Raw genomic sequence first — 15,927 nt, forward strand, 5'->3', positions numbered from 1 at the left:
AGGCAAGGCTTTAGCCTTGCATGGTGAATCGCTAGTTTGTCAGGCTAAAGCCCGACCTACAAAGAAATTGCTGCGGTGTATTGTAGGCAAGGCTTCGGCCTTACACAGTGAATCGCTGGTTTGTCAGGCTACTAGGTAACTGCTCCTGCGTTACCCTAGTACCGCCATCCCTGGCGGCAAAGCCCGACCTACGAAGAAACGGGGCTAGGGCTCTAAATGCAAATCGATGGGCGTTTTGCTGTGCTCACCACCAATTTCGCGCACTAACTTCGGCACCAAAAAGCCAGGTAATGCAGCGATGACCTCAGCCATGATGCTTTTGGCTTGCTCATCACTGACCGCAAAGTGCGCGGCACCTTGCACTTTATCAAGTTGATGCAGGTAATAAGGCAATATGTCAGCAGCAAATAACTTTTCACTTAGTTCAATTTGCGCACACGCACTGTCGTTTATATCCCGTAATAACACTGCTTGGTTTAGCTGAGTAACCCCAGCTGCTTTTAACATCGCTGTTGCTTTGGCGAAGTGTTCATCAATTTCATTGCCATGATTAATGTGATGCACCATCACCACCTGCAAGCGGGTTTTATTTAATATATCGCAAAGTTCAGGCGTAATACGGGAGGGGATGGTCACTGGCAAACGTGAGTGTATACGCAGGCGTTTAATGTTTGGTAAAAGCGCTAATTGTTCAACAAACCACGCAATGTATTCGTCTTTAGCCATCAAAGGATCGCCACCGCTGAGGATCACTTCGTTTACCTCGTTATGCGCCCCAATGTAGTCGAGCTTGTCTTTTAGTGCCGCCTTATTGAGTTGGTTGTCTGCATAAGGAAAGTGGCGACGAAAGCAATATCGGCAATTAACAGCGCATGCCGACTTAAAAACGAGTAACACTCGGGAGCGGTATTTGTGCAATAAACCGGGCTGTTCATTATCTTGCTCTAGCAGAGGATCAGTGCTGAATCCTACTACTTCGTTAAACTCTTGCCGACGGGGTAAAACCTGTAATAACAATGGGTCACGCGCATCCCCCTTGGCCATTTTGGCTATAAAAGGGCGCGGGACGCGCAGATTAAATAGCGCGCGAGCTTCACAATCTGCGAGGTGTTTTTCAATGGGTAATTCGAGTAATTCAAGTAGCTCCTCGGGGCGAGTTACCACGTCTGCTAATTCTTTTTGCCAGTTTTTATGCAAATTTACTTCGATTCTTTGTATCATTGGCAGGTTAATTACTCGAAATTGTTGATTAGAGGACAAGATGGCGAATTATAGCACCAACGAGTTCAAGGGTGGCCTTAAATTTATGATGGACGGCGAGCCTTGCAGCATCCTTGAAAATGAGGTTGTTAAGCCTGGTAAAGGTCAAGCGTTCAACCGCGTAAAAGTACGCAAGTTGATCTCTGGTAAAGTATTAGAGAAAACCTTCAAATCAGGTGAATCAGTAGAAGCTGCTGACGTAATGGATACAGACTTAGCGTACCTTTACACTGACGGTGAGTTTTGGCACTTCATGAACAACGAAACGTTTGAGCAAATCGCGGCTGACGAAAAAGCAGTAGGCGATAACGTGAAATGGTTAGTTGAGAACGACTCGTGCACGATCACTTTGTGGAACGGCAACCCAATTGCGGTAACACCACCAAACTTCGTAGAGCTTGAAGTAACTGAAACAGATCCTGGCCTAAAAGGCGATACTGCGGGTACTGGTGGTAAGCCAGCTACACTTAGCACGGGTGCTGTTGTTCGTGTTCCTTTGTTCATCCAAATTGGTGAAGTGATCAAAGTAGATACACGTTCAGGTGAATACGTAAGCCGTGTAAAGTAATTGCACTGAGCAATTTCAATACATGACTTATAAGCCCAGCCCGGGCAACCGAGCTGGGTTTTTTATATCTGATTTTTAGCTTATAGGTATTTTTGGTAAGGGTAGATAATGAGTCAGCAGCAATCGCTTTGGCAACCAAGTGCACAGATAACTACATTGCAGCAGCGAGCCAAAATCTTGCGAACTATTCGCGAGTTTTTTTATGAGCGAGGGGTTATGGAGGTGGAAACACCCAGTTTGTCGCAAGCCAGCGTTACTGATGAGCATCTACAAACATTTGCTACCGAATTTGTCGGCCAAGGGTACGCGCAAGGGTTACCTTTGTATCTGCAAACTTCACCAGAATACGCAATGAAGCGGCTATTGGCTGCGGGAAGTGGAGCGATTTATCAAATCGGCAAAGCGTTTCGTAACGAGGAAAATGGTCGTCATCATAATCCCGAATTCACCATGCTCGAATGGTACAGGCCGGGTTTTGACGAATTTGACCTAATGGATGAAAGCGATGCGTTAATGCAGCTAATAGTAAATACACAAGCCGCTGAACGCATGACCTACCAACAGGCTTTTCAAACGTATTTGCAGCTAGACCCGCTGGACGTGACGCTTGAGCAACTCAAAGTTATTTCAGCTGAACATGGGTTTGAGCATATCGCCGATAACGAAACAGACCCTGATGTACTGTTACAGCTGCTGTTTTGCATGGTTATAGAGCCAAAAATTGGCCAAGAAAAACCGTGTTTTGTATATCACTTCCCCGCGTCTCAAGCGGCACTCGCACAGCTAAATAAAGATGACCCACGTGTAGCCGGGCGTTTTGAGCTTTATTTTAAAGGCAAGGAATTAGCAAATGGTTTTAACGAGTTAACCGATGCCTCGGAGCAACGAGCACGATTCGAGGCAGACAATAAAAAGCGAATTGAAAAGGGTTTAAAAGCAGTAGCGCTTGATGAGCACTTTCTCGCAGCGCTCGATGCAGGGTTGCCTGCGTGTTCGGGTGTCGCTTTGGGAATTGACCGCCTAGTGATGCTTGCATGCGACAAAAGTCATATCAAAGAAGTGCTGAGTTTTGATGTCGAGAGAGCTTAGTAATTTTGTTGTAGGCAAGGCTTGAGCCTTGCGCGATGGTTCGCAGGTTTGTCAGGCAAAAGCCTGACCTGCAAAGATACGATGCGGTGTTGTGCAATGTAGGCAAGGCTTCAGCCTTGCAAATGCACTGAAAACAAACTCAATACGTAAAATAACAGTATTAATTTCACAAGAAATTTGAAAAAAAGAATAAAACAGAAATACTTAGGAAGAAAAAATGGGGCGACTGACGAGACTTGAACTCGCGACAACCGGAATCACAATCCAGGGCTCTACCAACTGAGCTACAGCCGCCATAATAGAAGTGCACACCTCTCGATGTGTGGCGCGCATAATACATAGTTTAATTGTAGTTGTGAAGAGAAAATTACTTAGTTTTTTTTGATTGTCGTAATTTTAGCCATCATTTCAAGAAGGTATTTCCCGTACTAGGTAAAAAGGAGTAATAATTAATGCCTAAGTGAGCGTTTGGTGCTTAAACATCGTAACTTCGTTCAGTTGTGATTTATTTAAAAACTGAGAGAATATTATATTAGGTACAAAGAGCAGTAACGTAATACTGAATGTCGTGCTTTTTTATAGCAAATCGTAGGAGTGCTAATGGAAACTATAACAAATTGGATCTCAGATAACTCAGGGATGTTAACTCACTATGCATTACAAGCTGTGCTTGCAATCATCGTTCTTATTATTGGTTTACGTGTTGCAAAGTGGTGCAGCAACTTAACGCAAAAAGCATTCGCGAAGCGCAATGTGGATAAAGCCGTTGGATCGTTCTGCGGCAATATCATTTATGCGCTAGTGTTCATCGGTACGGTATTGATGGCGCTGTCACAAGTGGGTGTTGAGACTACCTCATTCATCGCGATTCTTGGTGCTGCAGGCTTAGCGGTTGGCTTGGCACTGCAAGGCTCTCTTTCTAACTTTGCTTCGGGTGTATTGATCATCATCTTACGTCCGTTCAAATCAGGCGACTACATTGAAGCAGGCGGCAAAGCCGGTGTGGTTCGTAAAATTGAGATTTTCTCTACAGAGCTGAATACACCAGATAATAAAATCATTGTTATGCCAAACTCATCGATTATGTCTGGCGCCATTGTGAACTATTCACGTGAAAAGACTCGTCGAATCGACTTAGTGATTGGTGTAAGCTACGACGCAGATTTGAAAAAGGCGAAAAGTGTACTTACCTCAGTACTTGACGCCGAAAGCCGTATTTTGAAAGAGCCAGCATATACTGTAGCAGTAAGCGAGTTAGCTGATTCAAGTGTAAACTTTGTGGTTCGCCCTTGGGTTAACACCGCTGATTACTGGCCAACATACTTTGATCTGATGGAGAACATTAAAATTGCTCTTGATGACAATGGCGTTGGTATTCCGTATCCACAAATGGATGTGCATTTACACAAAACTGGCGAATAATCTGGAGATGATCGCTAAAATGAAATTAAAGTATTTGTCGGTGTTAGTTGCAGCTTTCGCTGCAACTAACGTTGCCGCAGAAGAGAAAAAAACATGGGAAGCCAACGCTGAGTTGGGTGCCATTATCACCAGTGGTAACACTGAAACAACCACCTTCAAAGGTGCGCTTACAATCAAGCATAACCTTGAGAAATGGAATAATGAGTACAAACTAAGCGGTTTGTACAAAGAAGATGAAGTTGAACAAGATAACGGCGTTAAGATCACCGAGCGTACAAACGAAAAGTACTTTGGCTCTGCGCAGGGTAACTACAAACTTAACGAAGACAATGCACACTTGTTCATTTATGGTTCTTACTTGAGTGATTACTTTGGTGCTTACCGTGAGGAAGCCGTTGTTTCAGGCGGTTATGGTCTGCGTTTAATTGACGATGAAACCATGGTGCTAAATGCTGAAATCGGTCCGGGTTACAAATATTTCAAGTACCCAGATGACAGCACTGAAGTGGACTCAAATGGCGCACCTCTAGCTGGTGAGTGGGAAGGTGAACTAATTGCCCTAGCTAAAGCTGACTACACGTGGCAAATTTCTGAGGGTGCTAAGTTCACTCAGCTACTGGCAGTTGAATACGGTGATACCAATACCAAAACACGTTCAGAGACTGCATTGTTGACTAAAATCAACGGTTCTTTGCAAATGAAAGTGGGTTTCAACGTTACGCACAACTCTGATGTTGCTGACGATAAAGAAAACACAGATACAGAAACAGCATTGACGCTCGTTTATAATTTCTAAGAAAAGTCTAAAAACCCACGTGAAAAATGCCCTATACGCATTTTTTTCGTGGGTTTTGTCGTGTATCATATTGTATCTTTACAAGAGTCGAACATGCAGGGAAAAATGTTTAAGACCTATCTAAGTGCTTTTTCAGCAATATTAATCTTACTTTACAGTGGCATAGCCCAATCACTCACACCATCTCCAGCGCAGATTGAACAATTCAAAAAACTCCCGCGCGCGCAGCAAGAAGCGTTAGCGAGGCAATATGGTGTAGATCTTGGTTCAATAACCGGTTCAAATTCGTCAAATGGCAATGCAAGCCCTGAGGCCGCCAAGACGATTGGAGAGCGCAATGTGTATGGCGAAGAGCCAGTAGCACAAACTCCAGAGCAAAAGTTCAAACCTAAAGAGCAGGCATTGCAACCGTTTGGTTATGACATCTTTGCAGGTGAGCCAAGCAGTTTCATGCCAAGTGAAAATGCGCCAGTACCCGATGATTATATTGTTCGCCCAGGCGATGAAGTGCAAATTTCCCTGTACGGTAAAGAATCTGGCACTTACGACGTGAGCATAGACCGCTCTGGCCGTTTAAGTATTCCCAACTTAGCGCCGGTTCAAGTTGCAGGCATGACCTTCAAAGAGCTCAAGTCACTAGTTAGTGAAAAGGTCAGCAATGAAATGATCGGCGTAAAAGCCTTTGTTTCATTGGGGCAACTGCACAGTATTCGAGTGTTAGTTGTAGGCGAAGCGTATAAGCCAGGTAGCTATACTCTTTCTTCACTAAGCACAGTGACCCATGCGTTGTTCGCCAGTGGTGGCGTGAGTGATATTGCGTCCCTGCGCAATATTCAAGTAAAGCGAGGCGGCAACGTTGTTAACACCTTTGACTTGTATGATTTGCTCATTAAAGGTGATAGCAGCAACGACATCATCTTAAAACCGGGTGATGTAGTTTTCATCCCACCAGTAGGCGCGCAAGTGAGCGTTGACGGTGCAGTTAAACGCCCTGCCATTTTTGAATTGAAAAGCGGCGAAGGCGCAAAAGAATTACTTGCTATGGCAGGTGGTTTCAAACCAGAAGCATATGCAAAGCGTGTGTTGGTTGAACGCTCAGGCCAAGGTGACTTTAAACAAGTTTTATCATTCGACTTCTCAAAAAATGCATCTGGCTATATGCCAAAAGATGGTGATGTGATCACCATTGACCAAAGTAGCGCCACTTTCAATAATGCGGTGACCTTGATTGGTGCAGTTACGCGCCCAGGTGAGTATGCATGGCACGAAGGTAAACGTGTATCTGACATTATAACATCTGTACGTGGTGCATTACTGCCACAAGCGGACCTAACCTACGCGCTGATTCTGCGAGAAGTGGATGTGTTCGGTAATATAGATGTATTGCAATTCTCATTAGCAGAAGCTGCAGCGGGCAACACTGAACAAGATATGTTGTTGCAGCCATATGACAAAATTATGGTGTTTAGCCGCTATGAATCTAAAGCAGCAGAGCAAAGTGCATTAAAGCAATTAGCGCTCACTGAAGAAGAGCAGCAACTGCAAGAGAAAGTGAAACTATGGCATATGTTTGAGCAGCGCCAGTTTGACAAGTTTGTAGGTGCTAAAAGTGATGCTGCAGTGAATGAAGAAACATTTGCCAATGCAAACCTTTCAAACATTGTGTCTGGTCGACAAAGCAATGAAAAAGGCAACGACTTTGCTACGTTTAGCCGTACTCAATTACTCGCCCAAGTGATTAACCAGTTACAACTTCAAGCCAATGCGGGGCAAAAAATTAAGCTGGTTGAAGTCAATGGTAATGTGCGCTTCCCTGGCGTGTATCCTCTTAGCAATAATATGACCGTTGCTGAGCTTGTTGTTGCTGGTGGTGGCCTTACTGAGTCTGCATATTTAGAGCAAGCGGAGATGACGCGAACTCTATCTGGCACTAATGATGATATTCAGCATATAAGCTTTAACTTAAGTAAAGCACTTGCTGGTGATGCCAAGCATGACACTGCTTTACAAAGTAAAGATAGCTTGAATGTGCTGACGGTTCCGAACTGGCAAGAAAACGTAAAAGTGACATTGCGCGGTGAAGTCACATTCCCAGGCACCTATACCATTCGTCGCGGCGAAACGATGAGTGATGTGATTAAGCGTGCAGGTGGCTTTACCGAGTTTGCCGCACTAAATGCTTCCGTGTTTACCCGTGAGTCAATAAAAGCTCAGGAGCGAGAGCACCTAAATCGTTTAACAGATGAGTTGCGCCGTGATTTAGCCTCAAAGAGTTTCGAGCGCTCAATAACGAGCAGTAACGTTTCGTTAGATGAGATGAACAAGCTATTAGCGCAGCTCTCTGACATACCAACCTTGGGGCGTCTTGTAATTGATTTGGGCGGAATTTTAGCTGGTGAGCAGAAGCTGGTATTACAAAATGGTGACGCCCTCTATGTTCCTTCTAAGCGTGACTCGGTAAGCGTAATGGGTGAAGTGAACTACGCATCGTCACATTTATTCAAGGAAGGTACAGATTTAGAATCTTATATTCGCCTAAGTGGTGGAACTAAAGAGCGCGCAGACGAAGAGCGTATCTACGTGATTAAAGCCAACGGTGCCGTGTACGTGCCACAAACTGAAGGCTGGTTCGCGGTAGATATGAATCAAGAGATTGAACCAGGTGACACGATTGTTGTGCCAATCGATACATCACATATGGACGGCTTGACTCTTTGGAGCACGGCAACACAAATCTTCTATCAAATCGGTGTTGGCTTAGCTGCAATTGCGGCTATTTAAGGTGGTATGAAAATGACAATTCAAAATAATGAGCAGCAAATAGCTCAGCCGTATTACGCCGATGATGAAATTGATTTAAAAGAACTGTTCTTAGCACTGTGGCAAGGTAAGTGGATTATTATTGGCACGACGATTATCGCTGCAGCGATTTCTGTTGTGTATGCACTTAGCCTACCAAATATCTATAAAAGTGAGGCTTTGCTAGCCCCTGCCGAAGATGGTCAAAGTGGCGGTTTATCGGCATTGGCTGGGCAATTTGGTGGGTTAGCTTCTTTAGCTGGTGTGAGCTTAGGCGGCGGTAGTGCTGATAAAACTACTATTGCGCTGGAGTTGCTTAAAAGCCGGTCTTTTATAGGTGAGTTTGTTCAAGAGCATAACCTGAAGCCTCTGATTATGGCTGCGAATGGCTGGGATCGTGAGAACAATACAGTGCTTTATGACCGAGAGGTCTATAACCCTGAAACAAATAAGTGGTTGCGAGAGGTTAAAGCGCCCAAGCAGCCAGAGCCAAGCCTTCTGGAGGTACACGAGGAGTTTGTTAGGAAGTTTCTATCAGTATCTCAAGATAAGGAATCAGGTTTAGTTACCGTAACTATAAAACACTACTCACCAGTAGTGGCGAAAGAACTAGCAGATAAACTTATAAAGCAGCTTAACAATACCATGCGAGCAAATGATATTGCCGATGCCGAAAATAGTATTCAGTATCTTAATAGTGCTCTCGGGGAAACTTCTGTTGCTGATATGCAGAAAGTATTTTATCAATTAATTGAACAACAACAGCAAACAAAGATGTTAGCGAGTGTACACGCAGAGTATGCACTCAAGACAATAGATCCAGCAGTGGTTGCAGAGAATAAAGCGGGGCCTAAAAGAGCCTTAATTGTGATGTTGAGTGTTATTCTTGCGGGGATGCTCGCTTCTCTATTTGTGCTTATCAGATATTTTTCTAAAAAGCCAAGTAGAGAGGTTGTCTCCTAAATATATCTAGTGAGAAAAGAATGGAAATAAATTCAATGCCTGTAGGCAAAATAGCAATTATCGGGCTAGGTTATGTCGGACTTCCTTTAGCTGTGGAGTTTGGAAAACAGTTTGATGTGTTGGGTTTTGATATAAATCAGAAGCGAGTTACAGAATTAAGCAATGGTTCAGACAATACCTTGGAAGTTAGTGATGAGCAGTTAGCTTCTGCGAACAAACTAATTTTTTCTTGTGATGAGAAGGACTTAGCTAATTCAAAGATATATATTGTAACAGTCCCAACTCCTATAGATGAGAGTAATTCTCCAGACCTTACTCCTCTTCGTAATGCCAGCGAAATGATTGGTCGTTATGTCAAGGACGGAGATATTATCATTTATGAATCGACAGTTTACCCTGGAGCAACAGAAGAGGTGTGCATTCCAATTGTAGAGAAAGTTTCGGGGCTAAAGTTTAATAAAGATTTTTATGCTGGCTATTCTCCTGAGCGAATAAACCCAGGTGATAAGGTTAATACCTTAACCAAAATCACTAAAATAACATCAGGTTCAACCCCCGAAGTTGCTGAGCTTATAAATAGTTTGTATGGCTCGATCATAAAGGCTGGCACCTATCAAGCGAGTTCAATCAAGGTTGCAGAAGCTGCCAAAGTAATAGAGAACACACAGCGTGATTTGAATATTGCCATCATTAACGAGTTTGCCAAGATATTCAATCGCCTTGGTATTGACACTGAAGAGGTTTTGAATGCTGCTGGTACAAAGTGGAATTTCCTTAAATTCAAGCCAGGCCTTGTAGGTGGGCATTGTATTAGCGTAGATCCCTACTATTTAACACATAAGGCTCAAGAGGTTGGTTATAGACCTGAAGTTATTTTGGCTGGACGTCGGATAAACGATGGGATGGGGGAATATGTCGCGACACAATTAGTAAAGAAGTTATCTGCAAACAAAATACATATTGATGAAGCAAGAGTGTTGATTTTGGGTTTTACCTTCAAAGGTAACTGCCCAGACGTACGAAATACTAAAATTATTGATATCTACAAGGAGCTCAAGGACTTCAACATGTCAGTAGATGTTTATGATAGCTGGGCGTGTAAAGCTGAAGTTATTAGAGAGTATAACATCGAGTTAACGTCGGTTTTAACGGAACGTAATTATGACGGTATAATAATAGCGGTTGACCATACTGAATTCAAAGAAATGGGTGTGGAGGCGATTAGAAAGCTAGGTAAGCAAAATCATGTTCTTTTTGACGTTAAGCATGTATTACCCAGAGAAGCTTCAGATATACGTCTATAGATTGTTCACTTCCCAAATATAGACAAAATGAAAGGGAATTTTTCACATGAAAAAGACTTGCTAGAACTTGAGTGTCAATACCGAACGGAAATACAGAATGATACCTTTTAATAAACCCCCTTATACTGGCTCAGAAGATAAATATCTTTTAGAAGCGGCACGGAGCTCTGCGATTGCTGGCGACGGTGCGTTTTCTAAAAAGTGTGAGCAATGGTTTGAACTTAGTTTGAACGTAAAGAAAACACTGCTAACGCCAAATTGCACTCAAGCATTAGAAATGGCGGCTATTTTGATCGACATTCAGCCTGGCGATGAAGTGATAATGCCGAGTTATACCTTTGTAAGCACAGCTAATGCTTTTGTTTTACGCGGCGCAAAAGTGGTTTTTGTTGATATTCGTAGAGATACGATGAATATCGATGAGACTAAAATTGATGCAGCCATAACAGGAAAAACCAAAGCCATTGTGGTTGTTCATTATGCAGGTGTTGCATGCGAAATGGACTCAATTATGAGACTGGCTAATGACAAAGGCCTATTTGTCATTGAAGATGCTGCTCAAGGTATGATGAGTAGTTACAATGGCAAGGCTTTAGGAACTATTGGTCATATAGGCGCATATAGTTTTCATGAGACTAAAAATTATACTAGTGGTGGCGAAGGAGGGTTGTTAATCATTAACGATCCCAAGTTTGTAGAGCGCGCTGAGATCATTCGAGAGAAAGGAACCAACCGAAGCAAGTTCTTTAGAGGGATGATTGATAAGTATTCATGGGTCGATGTAGGCAGTAGCTACTTGCCTAGTGACATCCAGGCCGCATATTTATGGGGTCAATTAGAAAATGCTGACTATATAAATGGTAAGCGACTTGAGTTGTGGAGCCTTTACTATGAAGAGCTTTCATCTATAGCGGAGAAGGGTCTAATTGAGTTACCCTGCATACCTAATGATTGTACGCATAATGCCCATATGTTTTATATAAAAGTAGCTAATCTGGAGGTTCGCACTGACCTGATTCGTTATTTGAAGGAAAACAATATCATGGCGGTGTTCCATTATATCCCACTGCATTCCGCAGAGGCAGGAAAGAAATTTGGTACTTTTTCAGGTGAAGACCTTTACACGACGGTGGAAAGTGAACGATTAGTGAGGTTACCACTATTCTTTAGCCTTGAGCCACAGCAGGTGATCAAAGTTTGTTCCTATATTAATAGCTTCTTTGCTTAATATATAGGTATTGACTTGAAGTTGCGTCGCTCATTATCAGTAACCTTCGGGGTGCAGGCTTACTCTACTATAGTTACCGTAGCCTTAACCCCCGTTCTTCTGACAATGCTAGGTCCAGAGGGGTTTGGGCTTATAGGTTTCTTTCTTACCGTACAAACATTCCTGCAAATTTTTGACGCTGGTGTAAGCGGCACATTGGCACGCCAAATAGCAATTGCTAAGGGATGTAAAAAGGCCTTTAAGTCATTTATTTCAGATTTTTACAGAATCTACATGGGTTTTTTGTGCGTTGGAGCGATCTTGGGAGGTATAGGGTTATTGCTTTCTAGGCATTCTTCGGCGTGGTTTGAGACTACCATCCCTCTAGATATTTTGTCATTTAGCATAAAAGCGATGCTAATAACTCTAGTTGTGAAGTATTTATGCGGACCTTTAAAAAGTGTGCTCATCGGCTTAGAGGTTCATGGCGCGATTGCGACAGCGAACTTTGTTGCTGCTAATCTTAGGTATCCCGGAGGATTGCTAGTATTATATATTTTTGATAACTCTCTTATATATTACTTTGCGTTTCAGGTATTAGTCGCTTTGTTGGAGTGGTTGCTCTACTGTATTCTCTTTGTGTATCATAAAAATGTAACCATAAAGCGAACAATCGTAACGAATAATGTTAGTAGCCTAGGTATAAAAGTTTTATTGGTCTCCGCATTGCAGCTGACTTTGTTGTCAGTTCTTTGGGTTCTAGTATCTCAAGTGGACAAGCTATTGCTGTCCGGCAATGTATCACTAGAGGAGTTTGGATATTACTCGTTAGCAGTGTCTGTGGCTGGTGTTATTCTCACTCTCAACTTACCAATCAGCCAAGTGTTGATGCCACGATTGACCTCCCTAGCATCAAGTAATGAAAATACCGGTTATGTAAGAGTACTAGTACGTTTCATATTGCTTTCGTTTACTCTTTTTATTCCGTTGTGCCTCATGTTTTTTTTATATGGGCAGGAGTTGATTTGGAGTTGGACTGGGAATATTGAAGCTGCGAATAAGGCAGGCTTTTATTTGAAATGGTTGGCTATCGGTAATTTATTTGCGATTTTGGCCAATTATAGCTTCTTGGTACAGTTTTCTATCAAGAAGTTGAGGAGACATTTGATTGCTTACTCTATATATTCCTCTTTACTGTTACCTAGTATTTTTATAGTTGTTAGTAATTTCAAATCGGAAGGGACAGCAATTTTTTGGGTTGTTCAAAATGGATTGTTTTTGTTTTTTTGGGGCTTGTATAGCTTTCGTTTACTTTTACCAAATTTAATAAATACTATTGTGACGCCTATGTTTTTGGCCAGTTTATTCCTTGCTGGAATAGCTGTTTTTTTTGCGTCGCCATTAGTAGGTCTTTTTGGGGATGGACGCCCCGGCACATTTTTTAGTCTTGTACTTGTTGGTGGCTTAGCCGTTGCAGTTTTAATTATTTTAAATTTTTTATTAAAAGCAAGGTTGGAATTGGCAATGAGAAAAATTGAATTAGTAATAAGGTGAATGAAGTGTTAAATGAAAAGAAGTTTATAATATATACCCCCTCTTATAATGAAAAGAGTGGTGGTATTGTTGTCTTGCATAAACTTTGCCACATACTTAATGACTTAGGCTATGAAGCTTACCTTTACCCGCAGAGTGAGCAGTTCGTTTTTGATAAAAAAAGTATCTTTTCTGAGTTCAGGAAATTTATCAAGTTTGAATTGAAATCATTGTTAACCGGATTTAAGGTAAATCCTCATTTTGATACTCCAATTTTCGATTTTAAGAATAAGGAAATTGATGACTCATGTATTGTTTTTTACTCTGAACTAGTATTGGGCAATCCTTTAGGGGCAAAACAAGTTGCCAGATGGCTTTTACATCAACCAGGGTTTCATACAGGCAGAGTAATGTACAATGCTGGCGAGATTTTATTCAAATTTAATAGTGCAGTTAGAGACTTTAATTACCCTGGTTCTATCACGTCAACTCAAGAGTTGAAGGTTATCCATTATCCATTGGAGCATTATAATTTAGATGATGTTAAAGAGGAGAGGCAGGGTACAGCGTATTGCTTGAGAAAAGGAAAGCATAAAGCGATAGTTCATGATCTCAAGGATTCAGTGCTAATCGATGACTTACCGCACGAGGAAGTTGCAAAGGTATTTAAGTCAGTTAAAACGTTTATTAGCTACGATACTTATACAGCTTACTCATTATTCGCAGTTTTGTGTGGTTGTGAATCTGTGGTGATTCCTGATGAAGGAGTCACTGAAGAAGAGTGGTATCCCAACCCTGAAGACCGAAATGGTATTGCTTACGGCATGGAAAATATAGAAAAAGCAAACTCGACAGCTCATCTAGTCAAACAGTATGTCATATCAGAAGAAGATAAGTCATTTAATAATGTTAAACTTGCTATTGAAGAAATGTTGTCACACTGGTCATGAACTTTATTTTTATCTGTTTTCTTTCTATATTTGTCTTATTGGCCTCTTTCGGGTGGTCAATAAAAGTATCAAGAATAAATTCAACATTATCAATTCTCTTTATAACTTTTTATTCTACTTTTATAGGGTTTAGGAGCTCTATTTCTGGATCTGATACGTTATCTTATATTAATTATTTTGAAGATATTAAACATGGCAACAGTCCTGCATTTGGCTTTGAAATAGGCTTTGAGTTATTAACAAGGTTTTTCGTTTTATTTGATAGGGTTGATATTTATATATTCTTTCTAACTTTTTCTCAGATGCTTCTTGTTTATGTGGCAGCATGTACATTGAAGTTAAAAAATAAAATTTTAGTATTGATATTATACGTTTGTTATTTGCCTGGGTTAGATATGCTTTCTAATGCAACAAGGGGTGGCTTGGCTTTGAGTTTAGGCCTCCCAATCCTGGTTTTTACAGTCGTGAGAAACAGGGGGAGCAGAGTTTTTAATTTCTTACCTTTGATGTTTCACTCTTCATATTTAATTCTCGCGATAAATGGGCTTTTATCTAAACGTTTTTCAGGCTATAGGCTTAACTTTTTTTTATTTTCTTTTAGTATCTTCTTTTTTATATTTTGGCTTGTCTTTCCGCCTGAGCTAATAGTGCGCATAGCAGACGGCTTTTCTAAGGAAGGAAGTAACGTAGGAAAGTTTGCAAGATATTTACTTTTGGAAAGAGAGCTTCTTTCTTTTGTAGTTAAAATGTACTTTGTCTTTGTATCAGTTGTTTTTTCCCTTTTTTATATATCTTTCTCTTTTGTTAATCGAAAAATAATTGAGGACGATTATTTAAGCAGGCTGGCTTTTGTGGTAATGAGTACGCAGCTTTTGTATGCAGTTGTATCTTTTAGTGAGTACTCTTTCAGGTTTATGTATCTAGCATACCCCATACAGGTATTGATGGTGTGTTATATCTTTGAAAATTATTTCAGAACTATTTATCGGCCTTTCTGGGCCTTTTTACTAGCCTTTTTAGGCTTTTCTATGACTTACACAACAAAGACGTTTGGCGCTTACGAGCTTCTTTATATATTTTGATTTGGTGATTATTTATGCCTATTGGTTTGTCTGTAGCAATTTTGACATATGGAAAAAGAAAGAGGCTTTTATTTAGTGTTGTTGATGCTCTTTTAAATCAGGATTATAAGTTTATTTATATTTATTGTAATGGATTGGATTATGACTGTTTTGCTGAAATTAAAAGAAAATACAATAATAGAGGGGTTTTTCTATTTTATTCTCCTGATAACTTAGGATCCGCTGGCGGTTATAATAATCTTATAGAATATGCATCTTCGCACAACAATGTGAATCACCTTTTATTACTGGACGATGATAATTTGGTTCCTAGTGACTTTTTTGAAAAGGTAACTCCTCAACTCTCAGAGACGGAGAATGAAATCCTATTTATAAATAGGAAAGATAGGGAGATCTTGAGGTTAGCAAGAGATAGCTCTAAACCATGCTTAGAGTTAGGGACAAAAAATAGCTTTTTAGGTCGAGACATTTTCTCAAAAAAATATCCGGATTATGAAAAAACGGAGAGTGATCTAATCGCTGCTCCATATAGCGGTCTCATCTTGCCGCCTTCAATACTTAAGAAGCGGATCCTTCCTAATAAGGATTATTTTTTATACGCCGATGATCACGAGTATACATATAGATTGGTTACCGAGCATGGTTATAAAATAAAGATGATTGATGATGTTTCTATTACTGATTTAGAGCATAGTTTTCACCTGGAAAAGAAGAGTACTTTTCTTGCTAACAGATATTTAGAAGCACCTAAAATAAGACTTTTCTTCTCGGTTCGAAACCAGCTTTATTTCGGGCTTAGTAGATCTAATCGAAGGCTGTTATTTTACACAAATGTAATATTGGTCAGTTGTTTTATATTGTTAGGCTTTTTGGTTCGCCTTGATATTAAGCGAGTTTTCTGGTTTTTATCTGCTTTAAAGGCAGGGTTTAGAATGGAAAAGGAACATAAATAGT

Annotated in this window: 13 protein-coding genes and 1 tRNA gene; 12 read left to right on the forward strand and 2 right to left on the reverse strand. The window is 40.9% G+C overall.

Annotation, left to right across the window (positions count from 1 at the left end):
• Positions 1–204: 204 nt before the first annotated feature.
• Complete coding sequence (epmB, locus tag AAEU32_RS07605) at positions 205–1,221, reverse strand: EF-P beta-lysylation protein EpmB (RefSeq protein ID WP_421969930.1); 1,017 nt, start codon at positions 1,219–1,221, stop codon at positions 205–207.
• Positions 1,222–1,261: 40 nt separating this feature from the next.
• Between epmB and efp the strand changes: the two genes are divergently transcribed.
• Together efp and epmA are read left to right on the forward strand one after the other, a co-directional pair.
• Entirely contained in the window at positions 1,262–1,828 is a 567-nt protein-coding gene (gene efp / locus AAEU32_RS07610; protein WP_421969931.1) for an elongation factor P, read from the forward strand.
• Between the two features lie 108 nt (positions 1,829–1,936).
• Positions 1,937–2,917, forward strand: a complete 981-nt coding sequence (gene epmA, locus AAEU32_RS07615; RefSeq protein ID WP_421969932.1) for an elongation factor P--(R)-beta-lysine ligase — start codon at positions 1,937–1,939, stop codon at positions 2,915–2,917.
• A gap of 218 nt (positions 2,918–3,135) precedes the next feature.
• On the opposite strand, the gene AAEU32_RS07620 is transcribed toward epmA, so the two are convergent.
• Positions 3,136–3,211, reverse strand: a tRNA-His gene (locus tag AAEU32_RS07620).
• A 306-nt stretch (positions 3,212–3,517) separates the two neighbouring features.
• On the opposite strand from AAEU32_RS07620, the gene AAEU32_RS07625 reads away from it, so the two are divergent.
• The 10 genes from AAEU32_RS07625 to AAEU32_RS07670 all read left to right on the forward strand — a co-directional run bounded on the left by AAEU32_RS07625 (position 3,518) and on the right by AAEU32_RS07670 (position 15,926).
• Positions 3,518–4,339, forward strand: coding sequence for a mechanosensitive ion channel domain-containing protein (locus AAEU32_RS07625; RefSeq protein ID WP_421969933.1), 822 nt, complete (start codon positions 3,518–3,520; stop codon positions 4,337–4,339).
• Positions 4,340–4,358: 19 nt separating this feature from the next.
• Positions 4,359–5,135: a DUF481 domain-containing protein gene (locus tag AAEU32_RS07630; protein WP_421969934.1), complete on the forward strand. Its 777-nt coding sequence runs from the start codon at positions 4,359–4,361 to the stop codon at positions 5,133–5,135.
• Positions 5,136–5,240: 105 nt separating this feature from the next.
• Complete coding sequence (locus tag AAEU32_RS07635) at positions 5,241–7,916, forward strand: SLBB domain-containing protein (RefSeq protein WP_421969935.1); 2,676 nt, start codon at positions 5,241–5,243, stop codon at positions 7,914–7,916.
• Positions 7,917–7,922: 6 nt separating this feature from the next.
• Positions 7,923–8,897 carry a Wzz/FepE/Etk N-terminal domain-containing protein gene (locus AAEU32_RS07640; protein WP_421969936.1) on the forward strand — a complete coding sequence of 325 codons (975 nt, stop codon included), beginning with the start codon at positions 7,923–7,925 and terminating at the stop codon, positions 8,895–8,897.
• Between the two features lie 20 nt (positions 8,898–8,917).
• Positions 8,918–10,201 (forward strand): Vi polysaccharide biosynthesis UDP-N-acetylglucosamine C-6 dehydrogenase TviB, encoded by a 1,284-nt coding sequence (gene tviB / locus AAEU32_RS07645; RefSeq protein ID WP_421969937.1) that lies wholly within the window; start codon positions 8,918–8,920, stop codon positions 10,199–10,201.
• 97 nt (positions 10,202–10,298) lie between these two features.
• On the forward strand, positions 10,299–11,429 hold the full coding sequence (gene rffA, locus AAEU32_RS07650) for a dTDP-4-amino-4,6-dideoxygalactose transaminase (protein WP_421969938.1): 1,131 nt from the start codon (positions 10,299–10,301) through the stop codon (positions 11,427–11,429).
• A gap of 15 nt (positions 11,430–11,444) precedes the next feature.
• Positions 11,445–12,962 (forward strand): oligosaccharide flippase family protein, encoded by a 1,518-nt coding sequence (locus tag AAEU32_RS07655; protein ID WP_421969939.1) that lies wholly within the window; start codon positions 11,445–11,447, stop codon positions 12,960–12,962.
• A gap of 5 nt (positions 12,963–12,967) precedes the next feature.
• Entirely contained in the window at positions 12,968–13,891 is a 924-nt protein-coding gene (locus AAEU32_RS07660; protein WP_421969940.1) for a WavQ, read from the forward strand.
• Positions 13,888–14,973 (forward strand): EpsG family protein, encoded by a 1,086-nt coding sequence (locus AAEU32_RS07665; RefSeq protein ID WP_421969941.1) that lies wholly within the window; start codon positions 13,888–13,890, stop codon positions 14,971–14,973. The genes AAEU32_RS07660 and AAEU32_RS07665 overlap by 4 nt, the downstream gene beginning before the upstream one ends.
• Before the next feature lie 14 nt (positions 14,974–14,987).
• Complete coding sequence (locus AAEU32_RS07670) at positions 14,988–15,926, forward strand: glycosyltransferase (protein WP_421969942.1); 939 nt, start codon at positions 14,988–14,990, stop codon at positions 15,924–15,926.
• Position 15,927: the final 1 nt, after the last annotated feature.

Source organism: Pseudoalteromonas maris, from assembly GCF_049257235.1.
Classification (GTDB): Bacteria; Pseudomonadota; Gammaproteobacteria; order Enterobacterales; family Alteromonadaceae; genus Pseudoalteromonas.